This is a genomic window from Nocardia cyriacigeorgica (assembly GCF_005863245.1).
Lineage (GTDB): Bacteria > Actinomycetota > Actinomycetes > Mycobacteriales > Mycobacteriaceae > Nocardia > Nocardia cyriacigeorgica_C.
Window position 1 is genome coordinate 637,753 of record NZ_VBUT01000001.1, and the last position, 20,552, is coordinate 658,304.

Annotated in this window: 21 protein-coding genes and 1 tRNA gene; 5 read left to right on the top strand and 17 right to left on the bottom strand. The window is 67.2% G+C overall.

The window, feature by feature from the left end:
* The first annotated feature begins 172 nt into the window (after nucleotides 1-172).
* Nucleotides 173-1,255 (top strand): class I SAM-dependent methyltransferase, encoded by a 1,083-nt coding sequence (locus FEK34_RS02820; RefSeq protein ID WP_138446252.1) that lies wholly within the window; start codon nucleotides 173-175, stop codon nucleotides 1,253-1,255.
* A gap of 27 nt (nucleotides 1,256-1,282) precedes the next feature.
* On the opposite strand, the gene FEK34_RS02825 is transcribed toward FEK34_RS02820, so the two are convergent.
* The 5 genes from FEK34_RS02825 to FEK34_RS29860 form a co-directional block, all read right to left on the bottom strand.
* The gene (locus FEK34_RS02825; RefSeq protein ID WP_138446253.1) at nucleotides 1,283-1,630 is read right to left on the bottom strand and encodes a type II toxin-antitoxin system HicB family antitoxin; all 348 of its coding nucleotides are present in this window, start codon (nucleotides 1,628-1,630) and stop codon (nucleotides 1,283-1,285) included.
* 157 nt (nucleotides 1,631-1,787) lie between these two features.
* Nucleotides 1,788-3,275 carry a sensor histidine kinase gene (locus FEK34_RS02830; RefSeq protein ID WP_283206580.1) on the bottom strand — a complete coding sequence of 496 codons (1,488 nt, stop codon included), beginning with the start codon at nucleotides 3,273-3,275 and terminating at the stop codon, nucleotides 1,788-1,790.
* Between the two features lie 186 nt (nucleotides 3,276-3,461).
* Nucleotides 3,462-4,184 (bottom strand): response regulator transcription factor, encoded by a 723-nt coding sequence (locus FEK34_RS02835; protein ID WP_138446254.1) that lies wholly within the window; start codon nucleotides 4,182-4,184, stop codon nucleotides 3,462-3,464.
* Between the two features lie 67 nt (nucleotides 4,185-4,251).
* Nucleotides 4,252-5,889, bottom strand: a complete 1,638-nt coding sequence (locus FEK34_RS02840; protein ID WP_249358767.1) for an alpha,alpha-trehalose-phosphate synthase (UDP-forming) — start codon at nucleotides 5,887-5,889, stop codon at nucleotides 4,252-4,254.
* A 160-nt stretch (nucleotides 5,890-6,049) separates the two neighbouring features.
* On the bottom strand, nucleotides 6,050-6,220 hold the full coding sequence (locus FEK34_RS29860) for a hypothetical protein (protein ID WP_165448960.1): 171 nt from the start codon (nucleotides 6,218-6,220) through the stop codon (nucleotides 6,050-6,052).
* A gap of 161 nt (nucleotides 6,221-6,381) precedes the next feature.
* Between FEK34_RS29860 and FEK34_RS02845 the strand changes: the two genes are divergently transcribed.
* The 3 genes from FEK34_RS02845 to FEK34_RS02855 all read left to right on the top strand — a co-directional run bounded on the left by FEK34_RS02845 (nucleotide 6,382) and on the right by FEK34_RS02855 (nucleotide 7,794).
* Nucleotides 6,382-7,215 carry an alpha/beta fold hydrolase gene (locus tag FEK34_RS02845; RefSeq protein WP_138446386.1) on the top strand — a complete coding sequence of 278 codons (834 nt, stop codon included), beginning with the start codon at nucleotides 6,382-6,384 and terminating at the stop codon, nucleotides 7,213-7,215.
* Between the two features lie 152 nt (nucleotides 7,216-7,367).
* A complete protein-coding gene (locus tag FEK34_RS02850; RefSeq protein WP_011207082.1) occupies nucleotides 7,368-7,610 on the top strand; it encodes an MbtH family protein in 243 nt (80 codons plus the stop codon).
* A gap of 112 nt (nucleotides 7,611-7,722) precedes the next feature.
* A tRNA-Thr gene (locus tag FEK34_RS02855) sits at nucleotides 7,723-7,794 on the top strand.
* 2 nt (nucleotides 7,795-7,796) lie between these two features.
* On the opposite strand, the gene FEK34_RS02860 is transcribed toward FEK34_RS02855, so the two are convergent.
* Nucleotides 7,797-8,120 (bottom strand): hypothetical protein, encoded by a 324-nt coding sequence (locus FEK34_RS02860; RefSeq protein ID WP_249358756.1) that lies wholly within the window; start codon nucleotides 8,118-8,120, stop codon nucleotides 7,797-7,799.
* A gap of 135 nt (nucleotides 8,121-8,255) precedes the next feature.
* On the opposite strand from FEK34_RS02860, the gene FEK34_RS02865 reads away from it, so the two are divergent.
* On the top strand, nucleotides 8,256-9,443 hold the full coding sequence (locus FEK34_RS02865) for a helix-turn-helix domain-containing protein (RefSeq protein ID WP_138446255.1): 1,188 nt from the start codon (nucleotides 8,256-8,258) through the stop codon (nucleotides 9,441-9,443).
* A gap of 66 nt (nucleotides 9,444-9,509) precedes the next feature.
* On the opposite strand, the gene FEK34_RS02870 is transcribed toward FEK34_RS02865, so the two are convergent.
* The 11 genes from FEK34_RS02870 to FEK34_RS02920 all read right to left on the bottom strand — a co-directional run bounded on the left by FEK34_RS02870 (nucleotide 9,510) and on the right by FEK34_RS02920 (nucleotide 20,551).
* Nucleotides 9,510-9,761: a hypothetical protein gene (locus tag FEK34_RS02870; protein WP_138446256.1), complete on the bottom strand. Its 252-nt coding sequence runs from the start codon at nucleotides 9,759-9,761 to the stop codon at nucleotides 9,510-9,512.
* On the bottom strand, nucleotides 9,761-10,696 hold the full coding sequence (locus FEK34_RS02875) for a hypothetical protein (protein WP_138446257.1): 936 nt from the start codon (nucleotides 10,694-10,696) through the stop codon (nucleotides 9,761-9,763). Before FEK34_RS02875 ends, FEK34_RS02870 begins: the two co-directional genes overlap by 1 nt.
* A gap of 138 nt (nucleotides 10,697-10,834) precedes the next feature.
* Nucleotides 10,835-11,329, bottom strand: a complete 495-nt coding sequence (locus FEK34_RS02880; protein ID WP_138446258.1) for a h domain protein — start codon at nucleotides 11,327-11,329, stop codon at nucleotides 10,835-10,837.
* Nucleotides 11,326-12,375: a hypothetical protein gene (locus FEK34_RS02885; RefSeq protein ID WP_138446259.1), complete on the bottom strand. Its 1,050-nt coding sequence runs from the start codon at nucleotides 12,373-12,375 to the stop codon at nucleotides 11,326-11,328. The genes FEK34_RS02880 and FEK34_RS02885 overlap by 4 nt, the downstream gene beginning before the upstream one ends.
* Nucleotides 12,372-13,808: an MCE family protein gene (locus FEK34_RS02890; RefSeq protein ID WP_138446260.1), complete on the bottom strand. Its 1,437-nt coding sequence runs from the start codon at nucleotides 13,806-13,808 to the stop codon at nucleotides 12,372-12,374. Before FEK34_RS02890 ends, FEK34_RS02885 begins: the two co-directional genes overlap by 4 nt.
* Nucleotides 13,805-15,052 (bottom strand): MCE family protein, encoded by a 1,248-nt coding sequence (locus FEK34_RS02895; protein ID WP_138446388.1) that lies wholly within the window; start codon nucleotides 15,050-15,052, stop codon nucleotides 13,805-13,807. The genes FEK34_RS02890 and FEK34_RS02895 overlap by 4 nt, the downstream gene beginning before the upstream one ends.
* Before the next feature lie 53 nt (nucleotides 15,053-15,105).
* A complete protein-coding gene (locus FEK34_RS02900; protein ID WP_138446261.1) occupies nucleotides 15,106-16,398 on the bottom strand; it encodes an MCE family protein in 1,293 nt (430 codons plus the stop codon).
* Nucleotides 16,395-17,456 (bottom strand): MCE family protein, encoded by a 1,062-nt coding sequence (locus FEK34_RS02905; protein WP_138446262.1) that lies wholly within the window; start codon nucleotides 17,454-17,456, stop codon nucleotides 16,395-16,397. The genes FEK34_RS02900 and FEK34_RS02905 overlap by 4 nt, the downstream gene beginning before the upstream one ends.
* A complete protein-coding gene (locus FEK34_RS02910; protein WP_138446263.1) occupies nucleotides 17,453-18,478 on the bottom strand; it encodes an MCE family protein in 1,026 nt (341 codons plus the stop codon). The genes FEK34_RS02905 and FEK34_RS02910 overlap by 4 nt, the downstream gene beginning before the upstream one ends.
* Nucleotides 18,475-19,695, bottom strand: a complete 1,221-nt coding sequence (locus FEK34_RS02915; RefSeq protein WP_138446264.1) for an MCE family protein — start codon at nucleotides 19,693-19,695, stop codon at nucleotides 18,475-18,477. Before FEK34_RS02915 ends, FEK34_RS02910 begins: the two co-directional genes overlap by 4 nt.
* Before the next feature lie 4 nt (nucleotides 19,696-19,699).
* Nucleotides 19,700-20,551 carry an MlaE family ABC transporter permease gene (locus FEK34_RS02920; RefSeq protein ID WP_138446265.1) on the bottom strand — a complete coding sequence of 284 codons (852 nt, stop codon included), beginning with the start codon at nucleotides 20,549-20,551 and terminating at the stop codon, nucleotides 19,700-19,702.
* Nucleotide 20,552: the final 1 nt, after the last annotated feature.

Below are 20,552 nucleotides of genomic sequence, written 5' to 3' on the forward strand. Positions count from 1 at the left end.
ATGGTGGTCACCCGCGCATTCTCACGATGATGTGCCCACGCGTCCGTGCGATGGGCCGCGACCTGTTCGATGAACCGTTCCGCCGGCCCGCACCGTAGTTCCTCACGCTGCCCCACTCGATGGCGACGGCATTCCGGCCGCGAATCCTGCGGCGAGTCGAAGAGGAGCGAACATGACCACTGTCCATCCGGCACCGACCGAAACCGCCACCGAAGAGTTCGCCGCCAGGATGGTCGGCGTACTCAACGACGCGTGCACCGCGATGATGACCAGCATCGGCCATCAGACCGGACTGTTCGACACCATGTCCACCCTGCCCGGCCCGGTGACCTGCGCCGAGCTCGCCACCACCGCGGGCCTCAACGAACGGTATGTGCGGGAATGGCTGGGTGCGATGACCGTCTCCGGCATCGTCGAATTCGACGCCGCCGCACAGACTTACCTGCTCCCGGCCGCACACGCCGCCGTGCTGACCCGCGCCGCGGGCCCGGACAATCTGGCCCGCTTCATGCAGGTCGTGTCGATGCTCGGCGAGGTGGAACCCGCTATCACCGAATGCTTCCGGGCCGGCGGCGGCCTGTCCTACGACAACTATCCGCGCTTCCACCAGTTCATGGCCGAATTCAGTGCGGGCACACTCGATGCCGCCCTGATCGACAGCATCCTGCCGATGGCGCCCGGATTGACCGAGCGGTTGCGTGAGGGCATCGACCTCGCCGATATCGGCTGCGGCCGCGGACACGCGATCAACCTTATGGCGCAAGCATTTCCGGCGAGCCGCTTCATCGGCTACGACTTCTCGGTCGAAGCGATCGAAGCCGCACGCGCCGAGGCCGCACAGCTCGGCCTGACCAACGCGACCTTCGAAGTGCTCGACGTGACCGACCTCGACGCCACCGACGCCTTCGACGCGATCACCGTCTTCGACGCCATCCACGACCAGGCCCACCCCGCCACCGTGCTCGCGAACATCGCCCGCGCCCTGCGCGCCGACGGCATCTTCCTCATGGTCGACATCCAGGCCTCCAGCCGCCTCGAAGACAACGCCGACCTCCCCTTCGGCCCCTTCCTCTACACCGTCTCGACCATGCACTGCATGACCGTCTCCCTCGGCCTCGACGGCGACGGCCTCGGCACCGTCTGGGGCGAACAGAAAGCCCTGTCGATGCTCGCCGACGCCGGCTTCACCGACGTGCAGATCCACCATGAGGAGGCGGATCCGCTGAACAGTTATTACGTGGCCAGGAAGGGGTGAGCCGGGCGCGGGCGGACCACCTGATGGCTAGCCGCGCGCCAGTCGCTGGTTCAGCAGCTGGTTCAGCGAGACGTTTTGTTCAGCGGCTTCTCGCGACAGCCGAGCGTGGAGTTCGGACGACGTGCGCACCAGAAACCTTCCGCTGTAGCTCCTCTCGGAGAGCGGTTGCGGGACGGTCTCACCGTTGACGGCCATGTCCTTGATCGTGTCGGCTACCAGCTCTCGCAGGCCCTCGAGTGCGGCCTCCTGAGTTGGAGCCAGCCACGAGAGGGACGGAAACTCGGTGCACAGCGCCACGAACTCATCGTCCTCTGGCGACCAGAGGACTCGATAGGCGTAGTGCGCGGCGTCTGGCAGGTTGTGGAGATCGGACATGTCAGGCACCCTCCTCCGGTTCCACTTGATGAAGCTTGTCGATCGCGGCCAGCAGCTTCTCTACTTCGCCACACGCAAATAGTATCGCGGGCGATATCATACTCGGGAAGAGGAGCGTCTTCGGTCGCTGAGTCTGCCGGTTGGCTCGAGCGAGATCCTATAGACGGCCTCCGGGCGACGTCGTCTTCTCGCGCGGCAACCGGACGGTGAAGGTGGTTCCCTTGCCGACCGTGCTGTGGACGTCCACGCTCCCGCCGTGCGCGGCGACCAGGGCCTGCACGATCGACAGGCCGAGTCCGGTCCCGCCGCTGTCGCGGCTGCGCGAGGTGTCGGTGCGGTAGAAGCGTTCGAAGATCCGGGCGGCCTCCTCGGCGGGTAGGCCGGGGCCGGTGTCGGTTACTTCGAGCAGCACCTCGTCGTCGCCCGGTGTCAGTGCGACGGTGATGGCCGCGTCCGGCGGGGTGTGGACCAGGGCATTGTTCAGCAGATTGGCCAGCACCTGGCGAAGCCGGGCGGCGTCGCCGGAGATCTCGTAGGTCCCGGTTCCCGGCCGGGCGTCGAGATCGATGGGGCGGGGCGGCAGGTCGGGGTGGCGGGCGGCGGCCGCGGCGCGTGCGCTGTGCACGGCGTCGCTGGCCAGGGCCAGCAGATCGACCGGTTCGCGTTCGAGTGGGCGCTGGGCGTCGAGGCGGGCCAGCATCAGCAGGTCGCCCACCAGCACGCTCATCCGGTTGGCTTCGCTTTCGATCCGCTCCATGAACAGGGCCGCGTCGGTGGCCGCGCCCTGGCGGTAGAGCTCGGCGAAACCGCGGATGGTGGTGAGCGGGGTGCGCAGTTCGTGGCTGGCGTCGGCGACGAATTGACGCATCTTGGCCTCGGATCGGCGCGCCGCCTCCTCGGAGGCCTCGGTCGCGGCGAAACCTGATTGGATCTGGGTGAGCATGGCATTGAGGGAGGAAGCGAGGCTGTCGACCTCGGTGTTGGTGCCGCGCACCGGAACTCGCCGATGCAGATCACCCGCGGCGATCTCGGCGGCGATCTCCTCGACCTCGACCAGCCGCCGCAGACTCCGCCGGACCACGAAGTACCCGGCCACCGCCAGCGCTGCCAGCACCGCCGCGCCGATCACCAGTTCCAGCACGATGAGCCGGTCGATGATCGCCTCGGTTTCATCCATCCGCAATGCGACCAGGCTGCTTCCGCCCGACCGCTCGGTATAGAGCACCCGCCAGTTGGACTCATCTCCGCCGGTCGAGCCCGTGGTGAACGGGCTGGTTCCAGGATCGGCGGACACCGCGGGTGCGCCGCCACCGCCGTCGTTGAGTTGCAGGACGCGACCGGACGAATCCTCCACGCGCGCAAAGAACAACACCGGCGGGCGTTCGAAACCCGGCCGGCCAGGGGGTCGTTGCAGGATCGGCCTGGCAGGATCGGCCCACGTGTGGGCGGCCTCGTAGAGCTGGCGGTCCAGCCGGTCGACAAGTACGCCACGCAGCGACGACGTCACCGCGACGCCGGAGGCGAGCAACCCGGCCGCCGCGAGCGTGACCAGCGCCAGCACCAGCGTGACTCGCAGCGGAATCGCGGCGATCTTTCCCGCGATTGTGCGCTGGACGCGCCGCAGCAGACCTGCCTCCGGCGTCACCTCGTCCTGTTCGGTGTTCGCGGAGATTCCCCCATCGGCCACCGCGGCGAAGGGCCGGCGGCTGTCCGGTGCGGAGTCGGTTTCGGCCGCTGCCGCCGAGCCTGGCACCGCGGCCTGCTCCGGCGACTCACCGTCCACAGCGACAGCTCGTTTCAGATGATCGCCGGCCGCGGTTCGCGAACACCGTCATCCGCGCCCACTCTCCGGCTCCCGCAGCACATATCCCACCCCGCGCAACGTATGAATCAGCCGCGGCTCCCCGGTGTCGACCTTCTTGCGCAGATACGACACATACGTCTCCACCACTCCGACCTCACCACCGAAGTCGTAGCGCCACACGTGATCCAGGATGCGCGGCTTACTCAGCACGGTGCCCGCGTTGACCATGAAGTACCGCAGCAGCGTGAATTCGGTGGGCGACAACGACACCGGTTCGCCGGCCTTCCACACTTCGTGGGTGTCGTCGTCGAGTTCGATATCGGCGAACCGCAGCCGTGCGCGTTCCGGCGGCGGTTTCACCTGACCGGCGCGGCGCAGGATCACCCGCAGCCGCGCCACCACCTCTTCGAGGCTGAACGGTTTGGTGACGTAGTCGTCGGCGCCGAGGGTCAGGCCGGTCACCTTGTCGTGCACGTCGTCGCGGGCGGTGAGGAACAGTACCGGTGCGTCGAATCCGTCGGCGCGCAGCCGCCGCAGCAGGCCGAATCCGTCCATGCCCGGCATCATCACGTCGACGATGAGCGCCTGCGGCCGGAACGTCCGGGCCAGATCCAGCGCTTGGGCGCCGTCGGCGGCGGTGGCCACCTCGAAGCCCTGAAAGCGCAGGCTGACGTCGAGCAGTTCGACGATCATCGGCTCGTCGTCGACCACCAGCACCCTGGCCTCGGGCGTGTGCTGCGTACCGGTCATGCCACCATGCTCGCCGCTGCCGCTGGGACGCGGCTGCGGACTCGCTGTGTGGTTGCTGTGAACGCGGTCAGCGGTGCGGTTCGGAGTACATGTCCTCTTCGTCGGAGAGCAGGGCGCTGCCCGCGACCTGATCGTGGGCCAGCGCGTCCAGGAACGCGCGCGCCCAGCGGTCGACGTCGTGGGTGAGCACCTGCCTGCGCAGCGACCGCATCCGGCGCCGCTTGGTATCGCGATCGTCGGTCAGCGCGGAGGCGATGGCGTCCTTCACCGAGTCGAGGTCATGCGGATTACACAGGTACGCCTGCCGCAATTCGGCTGCCGCACCGGTGAATTCACTCAGCACCAGGGCACCGTTGAGACCGCTGTGGCAGGCCACGTACTCCTTGGCCACCAGGTTCATGCCGTCGCGCAGCGGGGTCACCAGCATGGCGTCGGCGGCGACGAAGAAGGCGATCAGTTCCTCGCGCGGGATCGGCCGGTGCAGATAGTGCACCACCGGGTAGCCGACCCGGGCGAACTCGCCGTTGATCCGGCCGACCTGGCGTTCGATATCGCCGCGCATCTTGATGTAGCTCTGCACCCGCTCGCGGCTCGGGGTGGCCAACTGCACCATCACCGTGTCCGACGGGTCGACCCGGCCCTCCATCAGCAGTTCTTCCAGCGCGTTGAGCCGGATATCGATGCCCTTGGTGTAGTCGAGCCGGTCGACGCCGAGCAGGATGTTCTTCGGATTGCCCAGTTCCGCGCGGATCTTGGCGGCCCGTTCGCGCACCGAGCGGCGGCGGGAATGCTCGTCGAGTTCGGCCGAGGCGATCGAGATCGGGAACGCGCCGACCCGCACATTCCGGAACCCGACCTGCACGACACCCAGCTTCGACCGCACGCCGACATTGCCACGTGAGGTCGGCTGACCGGCCAGCCTGCGGGCCAGGTAGAGGAAGTTCTGCGCGCCGCCGGGCAGGTGGAAACCGATCAGGTCGGCGCCGAGCAGGCCCTCGATGATCTCGGTGCGCCACGGCATCTGCATGAACAGTTCCACCGGAGGGAACGGGATGTGCAGGAAGAACCCGATGGTCAGATCCGGGCGCAGCATCCGCAGCATCTTCGGCACCAGCTGGAGCTGATAGTCCTGCACCCACACCGTGGCGCCTTCGGCGGCGACCTTCGCGGTGGCTTCGGCGAAACGGCGGTTGACCTGCACGTAGGCGGCCCACCATTTCCGGTCGTAGACCGGGCGCACGATGACGTCGTGGTAGAGCGGCCACAGGGTGCCGTTGGAGAAGCCTTCGTAGTAGTCCTCGACCTCCTGTGCCGTCAACGGCACCGGGTGCAGTTCGAGACCGTCCTCGATGATCGGGTCGACATCGACGTCGGGGACGCCGGCCCAGCCCACCCAGGCGCCCTTGTTCGAGCGCAGCACCGGTTCCAGCGCGGTGACCAGCCCACCCGGGCTGCGCTTCCAGCGCGTACTGCCGTCGGGAAGTTTTTCCAGATCGACCGGGAGCCGGTTGGCGACCACGACGAACCCGGAGTTGCCGCCGCCGGCGCCGATGGGCTGCGCCTGGATCGGTTCGGGTTCGGCGACCTCGGTGTCGATCGGGCCGGAGCCATTGGATACGGAGCCATTGGGCACCGAAGCGGCGCCGGACGGATCCGATAGGGCGTAGTCGGAGGAGTCGTTGTCGTTGGACGGCTGGTCGGTCATCTGGTCCACTCACGCATCCTTGTCTGAGGGCGGCGTGCGACTGCCCGTCATGAGTCGGCTGTCGCCTTCGGGCCGTCGCTCACGCCGCGCTGCGCTTCGCTGTTCCCGGTTTCAGTTGTCGGAAGGATCGCCGGACGGGCCGCCGATCCGGTGCGGCGACTTATTCGCCGCGTGCGCCGGGGCCGATGCCGAGCATCGACAGCAGCATCCGGCATTCGTCCGCGTCGGCCGCGTAGGCCGCCACGACGCGCTGGGCCTGACGAGCGGTTTCGTCGGCCAGCGGCTCGAGATCCTCGTCGGCGATTCCGTTCGCGCTGCTCTTCGTGGCCATCTTCAGTCCTCCCGGCAAAATTGCGCTCGTACGTGCGAGTAGTCAATGGTATCTGGCGCGCGGCCCGGACATACCCGGTGCTGGAGCCCACCCGGTGTACCGGCCTTCGCGGTACCGATACCGTGGGCAGCGCAGTACCAACCTTACGAAAGGGTATGCGGATGCCACTGGCCACGGTGAACGGAATTTCACTCAACTACCAGGTCAAGGGCGACCGAGCCAAGGGCACCGACGTCAAGGGCGGCGGCCCGCTGGTCGTGATGATCATGGGCACCGGTAGCCCCGGCCGGGTCTGGGAGCTGCATCAGGTGCCTGCCCTGGTGGCCGCGGGCTATCGGGTGTGCACCTTCGACAACCGCGGTATCGCGCCTTCCTACGAAGCCGCCGACGGGATGACCATCGACCAGCTGGTCGCCGACACCGCGGGCCTGATCGAACTGCTCGACGAGGGCCCGGCGCTGGTCGTCGGCACCTCGATGGGCGCGCGGGTCGCGCAGGAACTGGCGCTGGCCCGTCCCGAACTGGTGCGTAAGGCGGTGTTCCTGGCCGGGCACGGACGCCTCGACCAGTTCCAGAAGACGCTCTCGCTCGGCGAACACGAACTGGACGCGAGCGCCATCTCGCTGCCGCCGAAATACGAGGCCGCGGTCACCGCGGTGATGAATCTGTCGCCTGCCACGATGGCCGACCCCAATGCGGCCCGCGACTGGCTGGACCTGTTCGAGTTCACCGGCGGACCGGTCACCCCCGGCATCCGCGCCCAGCGGCGCATGGACCACGATTTCGACCGGGTGCAGGCCTACCGGGCGATCACGGTGCCGTGCCTGGCGGTCGGTTTCGCCGACGACCGGATGATCCCGCCGTACCTGTCGCGCGAAGTCGCCGACGCCATTCCGGGAGCCCGCTACCAGGAGATTCCCGACGCCGGGCACTACGGCTACCTGGAGCGGCCGGAAGCGGTGAACAAGATCCTGCTCGATTTCTTCGCCGCCTGAGCAGGTGCGGCGAGGTAACCGCCCAGCCGTAACGTATCCCTTGCTAGGGTCGACACAACGCTCGGGGTTTCCGATGCCCGCGGTTCGCGTAACCCGGCGCCGGTCGACCCAGCAGCGATCCCGTACACAGCGCCAGTATCCAGTGAGGTGAAATGAGCACCAATCCCTTCGACGACGAAGACGGCCGCTTCTTCGTTCTGGTCAACGACGAGGAACAGCACTCCCTGTGGCCGGCCTTCGCGGAGGTCCCGGCCGGATGGCGAGTGGTGTTCGGCGAGGACAGCCGCGCCGCCTGCGTCGAGTACGTAGAGAAGAACTGGACCGACATGCGTCCCAAGAGCCTGCGCGACGCCATGGCCGCCGACGACGCGGCCCGCCAGGGCGCCCAGTCCTGACCGCGGTCGATACTGCGCCTCGGGACACCGTCGACCGGACTGCGTACCGCTTGGCACCGTGAAACCCGGTGTCACGCGGTGCGCACGCCCGGTTATGATTGCTCCGCTTTCCGCCTCCTTAGCTCAGTGGTAGAGCACCGCTCTTGTAAAGCGAAGGTCGTCAGTTCGATCCTGACAGGGGGCTCTTCATCTTCCGCTGCTCTCGGGCCACCGGTGCCCTCGCGGGTAGCGCCGGACCGGAGTCACCAGATCGGCGAACTCGGTGATCAGCACTCGGTACGGCTCCGCGTGCTCGTAGGTCGGTACGACAACGGCCGAGGCCGCATGGTCGCCGAGGTGCTGCGCGATCACCATCGCCGCCACCAGGGGCCGCACGTCCAGGGTGATCGTGAAGACCAGCTCGTAGCCGTGCCGGCCCGCAACAGCGTGCAGGATGGCGACGTCACCGCCGTGCACGCCGCGCCGGACCAATCCGATGGCCCTGTGTTGCCCGTTCGAAGTACGCCCCATAGACCGCCCCTGTCTTCGTTGCCGAGTGGTTCGCACCCGCCGCCGAGGACCGACGTCGACCCGGCGGCGGGGCTCGCGTCAACTTTGTCCGCGTGACCTGGTGCGAAGTGGCACAACGTGTGTCACCGTGGAGGTATGGACGACGCCGGGATCGGGGCACGCACCGCCAGGGCTCGTAAACTGGCGCGGCTGACTCAGCCGCAGCTCGCACAGAAAGCGCACGTTTCGGTCTCGCTTCTACGCAAGGTGGAACAGGGCTCGAGAGCAGCCTCGCCCGCATTCATCGCGTCTGTGGCTCGCGCGCTAGGCGTGAATATCGAGGACCTCACCGGTCAGCCCTACCGTCCCGCACGCGACGACAGTGCGGCACACGCGACGATCAGGGAATTGCGCCGCACGATTCTGGCATTCAATGACGAACCGCTCAGCGAACCAACCACATTGGACGGACTGACTTCGGCACTCGACCGGGTTCGGGAGGGGATGCGGCGTGCTCGGTACAGCGACCTGACCGCCGAACTGCCGGACGTGATCCACGGCCTCCATGTACTCGCCGAGGATGAGAATTCGCAGCATCACCTCGAACAGATTCACTCGACGCTTGCGTATGCCTACAGCAAGGCAATGCTTTTCGCGTACCAGTACGGCTATCTCGATCTCGCCGGGCTGGCCGCAGAACGTTGTCAGTGGGCAGCTGGTCGCAGCGGCGACCCGATATGGCCGATCGCTGCTGACTACAACCGAGCGCTGATCTTGCTGTACTCCGGCGCTTACCCCAGCGGTCTGCGCATTATCGAGCGGGCCCACGTCGCCAGCGAAGCAATAGCGACGACCCCAGATCTGTTGGCCGTGCGCGGCGCGCTGCACCTGCGCGGATCGATCCTCGCCGCCCGCGCCCTCGACGCCGAAACTGCTGAATCGCACCTTACGGAAGCACGTGGCATCGCAGCAGCAGTCGCAGGACAGCGATACAGCAATTACGGAACCGGTTTCCGTCCGTCGAACGTCGACATCCACTCCGTCGCCGTCCCCGTTGAATTATCCGACGGCACAACAGCAGTAGCGCGCGCCGAACAAATCCGTCTGCCGAAATCGGTGGCCCCTTCCCGAGCCGGCCACCACTGGATCGACGTATCTCGAGCCTGGCTCCTCCATGGCGACAAACAGCGCGCCCTCACCAGCCTCGACCACGCCCGCCGAATCGCCCCCGAACTGACCCGCAACCACCCGCAGGTCCACGAGACCATCCGAGTCCTCGCCCACACCCGCCGCAGCACCGACGCCCTGGCGAGGTTCGCCAAGTGGGCCGACGTCAAGATCTGATCCAGGCCGCTGTCACCGACCGGTTGATTCGGATGCCGTGATGCCGCTGTCTGGACCGCTCACTCGTTACTCGCCGAAAACATCAGCAGCCGAGTCGGCAAGCGCCGCGCGGTCCAGCCACTCACAGAGCTGGTCTATATCGCGGCACGCCGAGATCAATTCGGCCTGTTCCGTAGTGAGGACGACGCCCCGGCTCCGCAGGACCAGCAGCACGATCGCACCCAATTCTCGCCGCGCCTCCGCGCGCCCTTGCTCGCGCCCCTGTTCACGCAGCATCTGCGCGGTGGCGCCCCGGAAAAACGACAGTTCGATCGCCATTAGTTGCCGCGCCCGAACACGTCCTCAGCCGAGTCGGCAACTGCCGCACGTTCGAGCCATTCACAGAGCTGGGCGAGGTCGTGGCACGACGAGATCAACCGCTCCTGGGCGGCGCTGAGGACGACCCCACGTCGCCGCATTACCCGCAGCACGCTGGTGGCAAGGCCCTCTTCGCGTCCTTCTTCGCGCCCTTCCTCGCGTCCCTCTTCGCGCCCTTCCTCGCGCCCCACTTCGCGTCCCTCCTCGCGAAGCTGCTGCGCGGTGTCGCCTCGGAAAAACGACAGTTCGATCGCCATCAGTTTCCTCCATTGTCCGGCGGCGGGGGTGTTTGTCAGACCGCGGTCGATCAGCTCGATGAACAGTTGGACGTCGTCACGGTCGCCGTGCACCCGCACTGCGGCGGCGGCTGCGTCCAGTATCGCACCGATATCGGGCTCGGTGGCGTGGGTGATCGCCGACAGCGCTGTCAACGGCAGGTTGGCAGCTGCCGTTTCGGGGTCGGAGACGGCTGGGACGCTGGCAGGCCCGAAGACGAGCGGTTTCAAAGTCAGGTTCGGGGCGATACGGTGGCCGATCGTGAATCCCGCTTCGACCCAGGCTGCGGTGTTCCGGTTGATGCAGACGACGACCAATATCGCCGGGATCAGGTGTTTCTCCTGCACGAACGACAGGTAGTAGGTCCACGCTCCCGGCCGCGACGGATCGATCTTGCCTTGCGCTTCGATAATCACCAGAAACTCGTCGGTGCGGGTGGTGATGCGCAGGATGGTGTCTGCTCGGCGCTCTACCGGCGCGGTCTCGGTGAGATCGACGCAGACCTGTTCGACGGCGATCGGGTCGGGGAACGGTAGGCCGAGGGCGCGGAACGTACCGGCGAAAGCGCCAGGATCGTGTCGGAAGAGCCTGTGCATCGCCTCGTGCTTTGCGGAGACCATGCACGCAAGCTACCGCCGATAATCGAATGTGCGTTCGACACACCGGGTTTGGGCGCGACACTCGACGGACACGCCGACAACGCGCCGAACGGCTGGTCGAGAACAGCCCGGGTCAGTGGCGCGTCGGTCGGCAGTTCGTCAGATCGGCGTCACCGACGCGACCAGCCACCTGTCGTCGGACTTGTCCATCTCCACCCGCACTCGGCTGCCGGAGGTGGTGCCCTGGGGGCTGTCCTTGCTGGTGGTGACCTGGTTGAGGTACAGCATGACGACGGCGTGGGCGCGGTCGGCGGAGACTACGCCCGCGGCCTGGGTGGTGGCGGCTACGGTGAGCTGCTTTTCCTTGGCGCCGGGGACGATGGCCTTCTCTATCAGCGTCAGGTAGTCCTTGCGGAACGGGTCGGCGAGGTTGTCGGCGGCCTTGGGCAGTTCGGTTTCGACCGTGGTGTGTTCGTAGCTGAACATCGCCGAGACGGTGCGGCTGGCGGCTTCCACGGCGGCGGCGCGGGAATCCTCGGATCGCTGGTCGTCCCAGTAGCGGTAGCCGTTGATGCCGAGGATGATCGCCGATGCGGCGACCACGACCGCCGTCACACCGAGCAGGATCTTGGTACGCAAACCCAGAGCACTCATGCCACGAACTCCACATCAGAAGCGGTCATCCCGGAATCGCTGTTGGTCACGGTGATCCGGAATCGGTAGTACCGCAGTTGCGGACCTTCCTGGCCCGCATTGGTCACGGTCTGCTTGGCGGCCACCAGCACGCGCGCGGAGTTGTCGTCCGAGCTTTCCAGCGCGGCCTCGACGACCTCGCCGGTGGATTGCACCTTGGCCTGCTTGACCACCTCGGTGAAGGGGTCGACCCGGCCGTTGAACTCGTCCTTGAACTCGCCCGAGGCCATGGTGAGGATGCGGTCGATGTCCTCCTTGGCCGTGTCCGCGCGGATCGTGGTCAGGTTCAGCACGGTCTGCCGAGCGGTCTGGATGTACTCGGCGCGCAGGGCGTCACGTTCTTCGGTGGAACGCACCGCGAACACCGAGATCACCGCACCGGCCACCAGCGCGAGAGCGAGGATGGTCGAGGCGGCGACGGCGAGGATGCGGGCGGCCGAACGGCGGGGGCGCTTGTCATCGGCGGAGTTCGAGTCGGCCGCGCCCGAGGACGCCTTGTCCAGCTTCACGGTGTCGGCGTCGGCCTGCGCCGAAGCCGTGTTCAGCTTCACCGTGTTGGCATCCGGCTCGACGGTGCCGGCATCCTTCTTCGCCATGCCAGTGCTCAGCTTGACGGTGTCAGCATCAGCCTTCTCCGCCTCGGTGCTCAGCTCGAGAGTGTCAGCATCGGATTTCGCCGTGTCGGAGCTCAGCTTGACCGTGTCAGCATCCGCCTTGGCCGTGTCGGAGCTCGGCGCGACTGTGTCCGCGGCCGACTCGGCCGCGCTCGCCTCCACCTTCACCGTGTTCGCATCGGCGCCACCGGCCCCCGCAACCACCCCCGTGTCCGTCTTGTCCGGTTCCTCCCCCCGAACATGGGCAGAGCCCGGTACGGCAGTACCGGGCTCGACCGCATCGCTGCGGTCCGGATCCGAGGCCGATAGCGCCTCGTTGCGCACCTCGTCGATCGGCGGGCCCGCGGAACGGCTCGCGCGCCGACGAGTCCGGCTGTTGTTCTTTTCGCTCATCGTTGCTGCTCCTCGAACATCGCTTGCCAACTCGACGGGACCGTTCCCGATCCGCCAGGTTCGATATTTCCCTGCCGGTAGGTGCGGCCGTCGGTGCCGATATAGACGCCCGTGCCCGGATCGTAGGACCTGGCGGCGGCGGGCGTGGTCATTGCGCCCGATCCCACCGACGGCGCACCGGCCGGGGCCGAGCCCGGGATCAGCGGCGCCGAGGCGGGGGCGACGGGCTGCGGCGGGCCGAAGGGCGGGTTGTTGCCTTCCGGAACGTACCCGGTGCGGCACAGCTCCGGCGAGGGCGCCCGCCGTCCGGGGAACTCCGCGCAGGGGGTGTTGCGGATGCCGCGCACCGCGACCGGGGAATCCTGCGGAACCTTGCAGTACAGGCCGGACGGCGTGTCGATCGGGCTGGTATCGGCCGGTGAACGCCGCTGGTCCGGCGGCAGGAATCCGGTGGTGCACGGCGGTGGATCATTGAGCGTCGTCATGAAGTCGACCATGGCGCCGTACTCCAGCGGCCCGCGGATCGAGGTCAGCAGGGCCGCGACCAGCGGCGGGTAGACGACGAGGATCTGCTCGACGCCCGCGTGGTAGGTGACCGCGACCTGGCCGAGGCTCACCAGATTGGCCAGCAGCAGCGGCAGGGTCGGGCGCAGCGAGTCGAACTGGTTGGTGACGGTCTCCAGCGCGGCCGGCCCGTCGCGCAGGATATTGCGCAGCGCCGGATCGTGTTCGCGCAGTTGATCGGTCACCGTGGCCAGGTCGGCGGTCCAGGAGCGGATGGCGTCCTCGGAGCGGACCTGGGTGTCCAGCAGCGGGCCGATCTGTTCGATCAGCTGCTTGGTCGGCTCGGCGCTGTCCTTGGCTTCCTGCACCAGCAGGGCCGCCGAGTCGATGAAGCGTTGCAGGTCCGGGCCGGCGCCGTTGAATGCGCGGAACGCCTCGTCGATCACCTGACGCAGCCGGGTGTCGGCGACGCTGGACAGCAGCCGGTCCGTCTGGTCGAGCAGCGCACCGACGTCCTGCGGGAGCTTGGTCCGCTCCACCGGAATCACGCTGCCGTCGTAGAGGTTTCCGTCACCGCCGTCTTCGAGCGGCACCAGGTCGACGTACTGTTCGCCGATCGCCGACACACTGCGCACCCAGGCCTCGGAGTCGCTGGGGATCTTGTAGTCGCTGTCGATGGACAGATCCGCCTCCACGCCTTCGGGCGTCAGCCGGACCTCGGTCACCTTGCCGACGTTCGTGCCACGGAAGGCCACGTTCGCCTGCTGGTACAGCCCACCGGTCGCCTCGAGTTGCACGGTGACCTTGTAGCGGCCGATCCCGAGCATCGCGGGCACCCCGATGTAGGTGCCGCCCATGACGACCAGGCCGATCACGGTGAGTACGGAGAAGATCGCCAGCTGGATCTTGACGAATTTGGTGAGCGTCACCGCCCCTGTCCCCCTTCCGGCGCGGGTGCCGGTGCGGCCGCGCCGGGCAGCGGCACGGTCAGCCCGGGAATGGCGGGCAGGCCGGGAATCGGCGGCAGCCCGGGGATGGTCGGTGCGGGCCCGCCGGGTTGACCGGCCGGCGGCTGCATCGGCGTGGTCAGCGGATTACCTTGCTGCCCAGCGGTATCCGGGGCGAAGGTGCCGAGCACGCCTTCCACACCGCCGAACCGGCCGCCCAGCGGGGTTCCGGTGAGGAAGTTGGAGTCCAGGCGTTTGCCGGTCATATCCACGGTCATGAACAGGTTGAGGTAGTCGCCCTTGATGGCGTTGCCGAGGTTCTTCATCGGGAACGGGAACGTCAACGCGATCTTCAACGCCTCGGTGAGGTTGTTGCCGGTGTCGGCCAAGGTTTGCAGTACCGGGCCGAGCGCGGCGAGATTCGCCTTCAGGTTGTCGCCGGCGTTGTCGATGATCCGCTGGGTGACGTCGCTGAGGTCGCCGAGCGCGGTGAGCGTATGGGTGATGTTCTCCCGGCGATCGGCCAGCACGGTCAGCGCCGGATGGATCTGCTCGATGGCGTCGGCCACCAGATCCTTCTGCTGGTTCAGCTGGCCGCCGAGGCGGTCCAGCCCGGCCATCGCGGCGATGATGTCGTTGGTCTGCGATTGCAGGTTGGTGGTCAGCTCGTTGAGTTGCGGTAGCAGATCGCGGATTTCGTCCTCGTTGCCGACGAAGGCCGCGTTCAGTTCCCGGGTGATGGTCTCCAGCTGGGAGATACCGCCACCGTTGAGCACCACCGACAGCGAGGACAGCACCTGCTCGGTGGTCGGGTAGGCCCCGGCGCGGTCGAGCGGGATCAGGTCGCCGTCGCTGAGCCGTCCCTGCGGCGCCATGTCCGGCGGCGGGCCGAGCTCCACGTGGTTGCTGCCGAGCAGACTGGTCTGCCCGATCTTGGCGACCGCGTTGGCGGGCAGCACCACATCGGGATTGAGCGAGACGGTGACCAGCGCGTGCCAGTCCTCCACTTCGATCCCGGTGACGGTGCCGACCGCGACGTCGCCGACGCGGACCGGCGAATTACGCGTCAGCGTGGTGACATTCGGCATCTGGATGCGCACCTGATACGCACCCTCGCCGGTGCCTTCGTTACCGGGCATGGGCAGCGAGTTCAGCCCGTCCCACGAACATCCGGTGACGCCGAGCGCCATGGTGAGTCCGACCGCGACGGCCGCGGTGCGGCGCATCGCGCGCTCGCGCGATGGCGTAGACCGTTCACCGCGCACCGTTGGTTTGCGCATCATCGCCCTCCTCCCGGCGCCGGCGGCGCGGGCAATCCCGGAATGGCCAGCCCGGCGATCCCGCTGGGCACCGTCACCGGCGCGGGGCCGCGAGCTGGGGCCGGACCCTGGGTCTGCTGGGTGCCCGCCAGCGACTCCGGGCTGAACACCAGCTGGTCCGGGAACGCGGTGACACCGGTGGCCGGATTGGCCAGCAGCGGCGGGTAGTTCATCGCGAGCGACTTCAGCACCGGCGCCAGGAACTCCGCGCACAGGGCGGCGCTCTGATCGGAGTTGTAGCCCTCGCGCGCCTGCACCGAGCCACACAGGAAGCTGAGCGGGTCCGCGGTGTTGTTCAACGAGATGGCCCCGGTCAGCGTGCCCTGTGCGGGCTTGTAGATCTGATAGAAGTTCACCAGCGCGGTCGGCCCGGAGTGCAGCGCCTGTTCCAGCTCGGGGCGCTTGTCGACCAGGATCTGGGTGGCGTCGGCGAGCTTCTGCACGCCTTCGGTGAGTTCGGCGCCGCTGCCGTCGAGGAAGCGTTTGACGTCGGCGACGGCGATATCCAGGTTGTCCAGGCCCGCGCCGAGATCATTGGACACGCCCGCCAGCACCGACGACACCGAGGCGAGCCTGCCGCCGAACTGCACGATCTGCTCATTGCTCGCCGAGAGCACCTCGACGAAATGTTGCAGGTTGCGGACGGTGCCGAACAGGTCGGTGCGACCATCCGAGAGCGTGGTCAGCGTCGCCGACAGCTCCCGCAGCGTCTCCCGGAACCGGTCGCCGTTGCCGTCGAGGTTCTCCGCGGCGGTGTCGACGAAGCGGCCGAACGACCCCTGCTGGTCCTCCCCGACCGGCCCGAGAGCCGTTGCCAGCTTGGACAATTCGGCCTTGATGTCATCCCACTCCACCGGGACGGCGGTGCGTTCGATGCCGATGGTGGCACCGTCTTCCAGCTTCGGTCCCTCGGTGTAGGCCGGGGCGATCTGGATGAAGCGGGCCGCGACCAGCGACGGCGCGATGATCACCGCACGCGAGTCGGCGGGCAGGTCGATACCGCGGTCGATGGTCATCTCCACCTTGACCTGGTCGGCGCTCGGTTCGATCGAGTCGATGCTGCCGACCTTGACGCCGAGCACCCGCACGTCGTCACCGGCATAGAGGCCGCTGGTGGAGGTGAAGTAGGCGGTGATGTTCGTCTTGCCGATCCGGTTCAGCGCGGTGTAGCCGGCGAACACCACCAGCGCGGCGACGAGCACCGCGGCGGCGACGAACACCCATCGGGGCAGACGGCGAATTCTCGATGTCATCGCGGCGGCTCCTGGATCGCGGGTCCGATGGACGGCATCGGGTCGAAGTACCCGCGCAACGATTCGGGCAGGTTCTGCGGCCAGACCAGCGAATCCACCAGGATCTGCAAGCCGGGGCTGGTCGCGTTGACGACGTAGGCCTGGAAGTACGGGCCGCTGCCGACCTGCTCGCCGAGCGCCGCCGCGAACGGGCCGAGTCCGTCGAGCGCCTGGGAGATGTTGTCCCGGTTGCGCTGGAGCAGGTCGAGCACCGAATTCAGCTTGTCCAGCGCCGGTTGCAGCTGGGCCTCGTTGTCGGCCACCAGACCCGACAGCTGCTGGGCCAGACCGTTGACGTAGACGATCAGCTGGCTGATGGCGGTGCGCCGCCGGTCCAGCTCGCCGAGCAGCTCGTTGCCATCCAGCAGCAGGGCGTTGAGCTGGGTCGCCCGGTCGGACAGGATCTTGGTGACGTTCTGCGCCCGCCTCAGCAGATCCGACAGCGCCTGGTCGCGGGTGTTGATGGTGCGCGAGAGCGCGGTGATGCCGTCGAGCGCGTTGCGCAGCGGCTCCGGGGTGTCGGCGAAGGTGGCCGAGAGCGCGTCGAGGGTCTGGTCGACCCGGTCCATGTCCAGGCCGCCGACGGTATCGGCGAGATCGCCGAGCGCCTCGTTGAGCGAGTACGGCGAGGTGGTGCGATCCAGCGGAATGGTGTCGTCGACGCGCAGCGCGCCCGGGCCGTTCGGGGTGACCTCGAGCGATTTGCGGCCGAGCACGGTGTTGGTCTTGATCGCCGCGGAGGTCTTGTCGCCGAGCACGATGGATTCGTTCAGCGAGAAGGTCACCAGCACCTTCGCACCGTCCAGCTCCACGTCCTCGACCTGACCGGATCGCACACCGGCCACCTGGACGTCATCGCCCGGCACCAGCCCGCCGGCATCGGCGAAGAACGCGGTGAAGGTGGCGCCGGAGCGGATGAACGGCAACCGGTCGAACTGGAGCGCAGACAGCGCGACCGTCACCGCGAGCACCAGACCGACGACACCGACCGTTGTTGCGGGCGTTGACTTCTCACTCATTCGCTCGCACACCTTCCGGTATCCTGCCCGCCCGGGAAGACCACCTTCATGGGCTTGCCGTCCGGACCGTCGACGAGGAAGTTGGTCTCGCAGACATACAGCTGCAGGAACGATCCGTAGGAACCGATGCGGATCAACTGCTTGTAGGTCTCGGGCAGCCGCTCCAGCACCCACTGCACGGTGTCGGAACCGTTGTTGACATTGGTGGCGACCCGGTCGATCTGCGCGACGGTGTTCTTCAGGTCCGGGCGTGCTTGGGCGAGCAGATCGGTGAGGTCACCGGTGGCGCCGGCGATCCGCGGCAGCGCGGCACCGATCGGATCGCGATCAGCGGCCAATCCGCTGACCAGCCGCTGCAATTCGTTGATCGTGGTGGTGAACTGCTCGTCGCGCTCGTCGATGGTGGCCAGTACGGCGTTGAGGTTGTCGATCACGCTGCCGATCAGGGCATCGCGGTCGGCCAGCGTCTTGGCGAAGGAGCCGCCGCTGTTGAGCAGCGACACCAGCGTCCCGCCCTGCCCCTGGAACACCTGGAGCAGGGCGTTGGTCAGATCGTTGACCTGCGCCGGATCCAGGCCGCGCAGCAGCGGTTTGAAGCCGCCGAGCAGCATGTCCAGGTCGAGCGCGGGTGCGGTCTGCTCCAGGCCGATGGTGCTGCCCTCGGGCAGGATGTCCGCCGAACCCGGGCCCTCCAGCAGCTCGAGGTAGCGGTCGCCGACCAGGTTCTCGTACCGGATGGTGGCGCGAGTGCTGCTGTAGAGCTTGAACGTCCGGTCGACGTCGAATTCGACGTGCGCCAGATTGTCCTTGCCGACTTCCACCGACGTCACCGAACCCACCGGGACGCCCGCGATGCGCACCTTGTCGCCGGGCAACATGCCCGACGCGCTGGTGAACACGGCGTTGTAACCGTATTCCCTGGAGAAGCGCACCTCACTGAAGACGATCACCAGACCGGTGAAGATCAGCGTCATCACCAGCGTGAAAATGCCCAGCTTGACTTTCGTTGCGGTATTCCTCACGGCTGACGCACCCCTGGAAGCCCGGCGAACAGAATCTGGAAAACCTTGGGCGCGTTGATCGTGAGCTGCGTCGACGGCGCGTACGGCGCACCCTCGGAGGTATCGGTGACGACGTAGTCAGCGTGGCTACCCGGTTCCCGGTCCACGGTGCCCGCGCAGCGCGGTCCGCCGGTGGCATTCACCTTCGGCAGATCCTCCGGGTAGGTGTAGGCGGTCTGGCCGTACATGAAGCTCGAATTGAGCCCGACGCCCGGCTGAAGTCCACCGAAGACCGCCTCACCTAACGGCAACGCCTTGCCGAGGCCGAGGATCAGGCACGACAGCGCGGGCCGGTACTCGTAGAGCAGTTCGCTCGTAGGCCGCAGCAGCTCCATTGCGGTAACCAGCGGCTGTTCGTTCTCGCGCATGGCCGAGCCCACGGTATCGGCCAGGCCGGTCAGATTCGCCAGCAGTTCGTCCACCCCCGCGGTCTCGTCGACGATGGTGCCGCTGGTGACGATGGCGTTGTCGACCGTGCGCAGCAGATCGCCGACGGTATCGGCGTAGATAGTGGTGACCTGTGCGGTGGTGGCCAGATCCCGTTGCAGCGTGGGCAGGCTGGGGTTGATGTCGCGCAGGTAGGCCTCACTGTTGACGAGCAGATCGCCCAGCTTCTCACCACGGCCCTGCAAAGCGGTGCCGAGCCCGGCCAGCGTGGCATTGAGCTTTTCCGGCTCGACCTGGGCCAGCACATCGGACAGATGCTGGAACAGCGTGTTGAACTCGACGGTCACCTTGCTCGCCGCCACCGTCGCACCGGGCTTCAGCGACTCCGACGAAGGCTCCTCGGGCACGGTGAAGTTCACGTACTTGGCGCCGAAGACCGTGGTCGAGCGGATGTCCACGCCTGCATTGGCGGGCACCAGCTTCAATTGATCCGGGTTCAACGCCAGATTGATGGTCGCGCCGTCGTCGCCGAGCTCGATATCGGAGACCCGGCCGATCTCGACGCCGCGCACCTTGACCTTCGCGTCCGGGTCGAGCACCAGGCCGCTGCGCGGCGCCTTCACGGCCACCGCGACGGTCTGGTTGAATCCGCCGACGAACATGATCATCGACACGGTCACCACCGCGACCATGAACAGCACGAGCCCGAGCCCGGCCAGTTTCAGTCCCAGCGGGCCGCGCAGCCGTGCCGCGAGACCCGAGGACCGCCCCGAAGTTTTCGTGTTCACCATGCCGCTATCCGGAGAGGTTGAAGTTGCCGGAAGTGCCGTAGATGGCCAGCGAGACCAGCAGCGTCACCGTGACCACCGCGACCAGGGAGGCGCGCACCGCGTTACCCACCGCGACACCGACGCCCACCGGACCGCCCGCGGCGTGGAAGCCGTAGTAGGTGTGGATCATCATCACCGCGACCGCCATCAAGATCGCCTGCACGAACGACCACAGGATGTCGCTCGGGATCAAGAAGGTGGAGAAGTAGTGGTCGTAGACGCCGGCGGACTGCCCGTAGATCACCACCGTCGCGAACCGGCTGGCGACGAACGAGGCGATCACCGCGAGTGAGTACAGCGGGATGATCGCGATCATCCCGGCCAGCACCCGCGTGCCCACCAGGTACGGCACCGGCCGGATGCCCATGGATTCGAGCGCGTCGATCTCCTCGGCCACCCGCATCGCACCCAGCTGCGCGGTCGAACCGGCGCCGATGGTGGCGGCCAGGCCGATACCGGAGATCACCGGCGCCGCGATGCGCACATTGATGAAGGCGGCGAAGAAGCCGGTCAGTGCCTCGACGCCGATATTGCCGAGTGAGCTGTAGCCCTGCACCGCGATGGTGCCGCCGGTGAACAGCGTCAGGAACCCGACGATCACCACGGTGCCGCCGATGACGGCCAGCGCGCCGGTGCCCATGCTGATCTCGGCGATGAGCCGGATGGTCTCGGTGCGGTAGTGCACCAGCGCCTTCGGCATAGAACCGATCGCACGACCGTAGAACACGGCCTGCTGGCCGAGTTCGTCGATCGAGTTCGACATCCGGCGTACCCGCCGCACCAAGCGGGGGAACCGGGACTGGATCACGAACGCCATC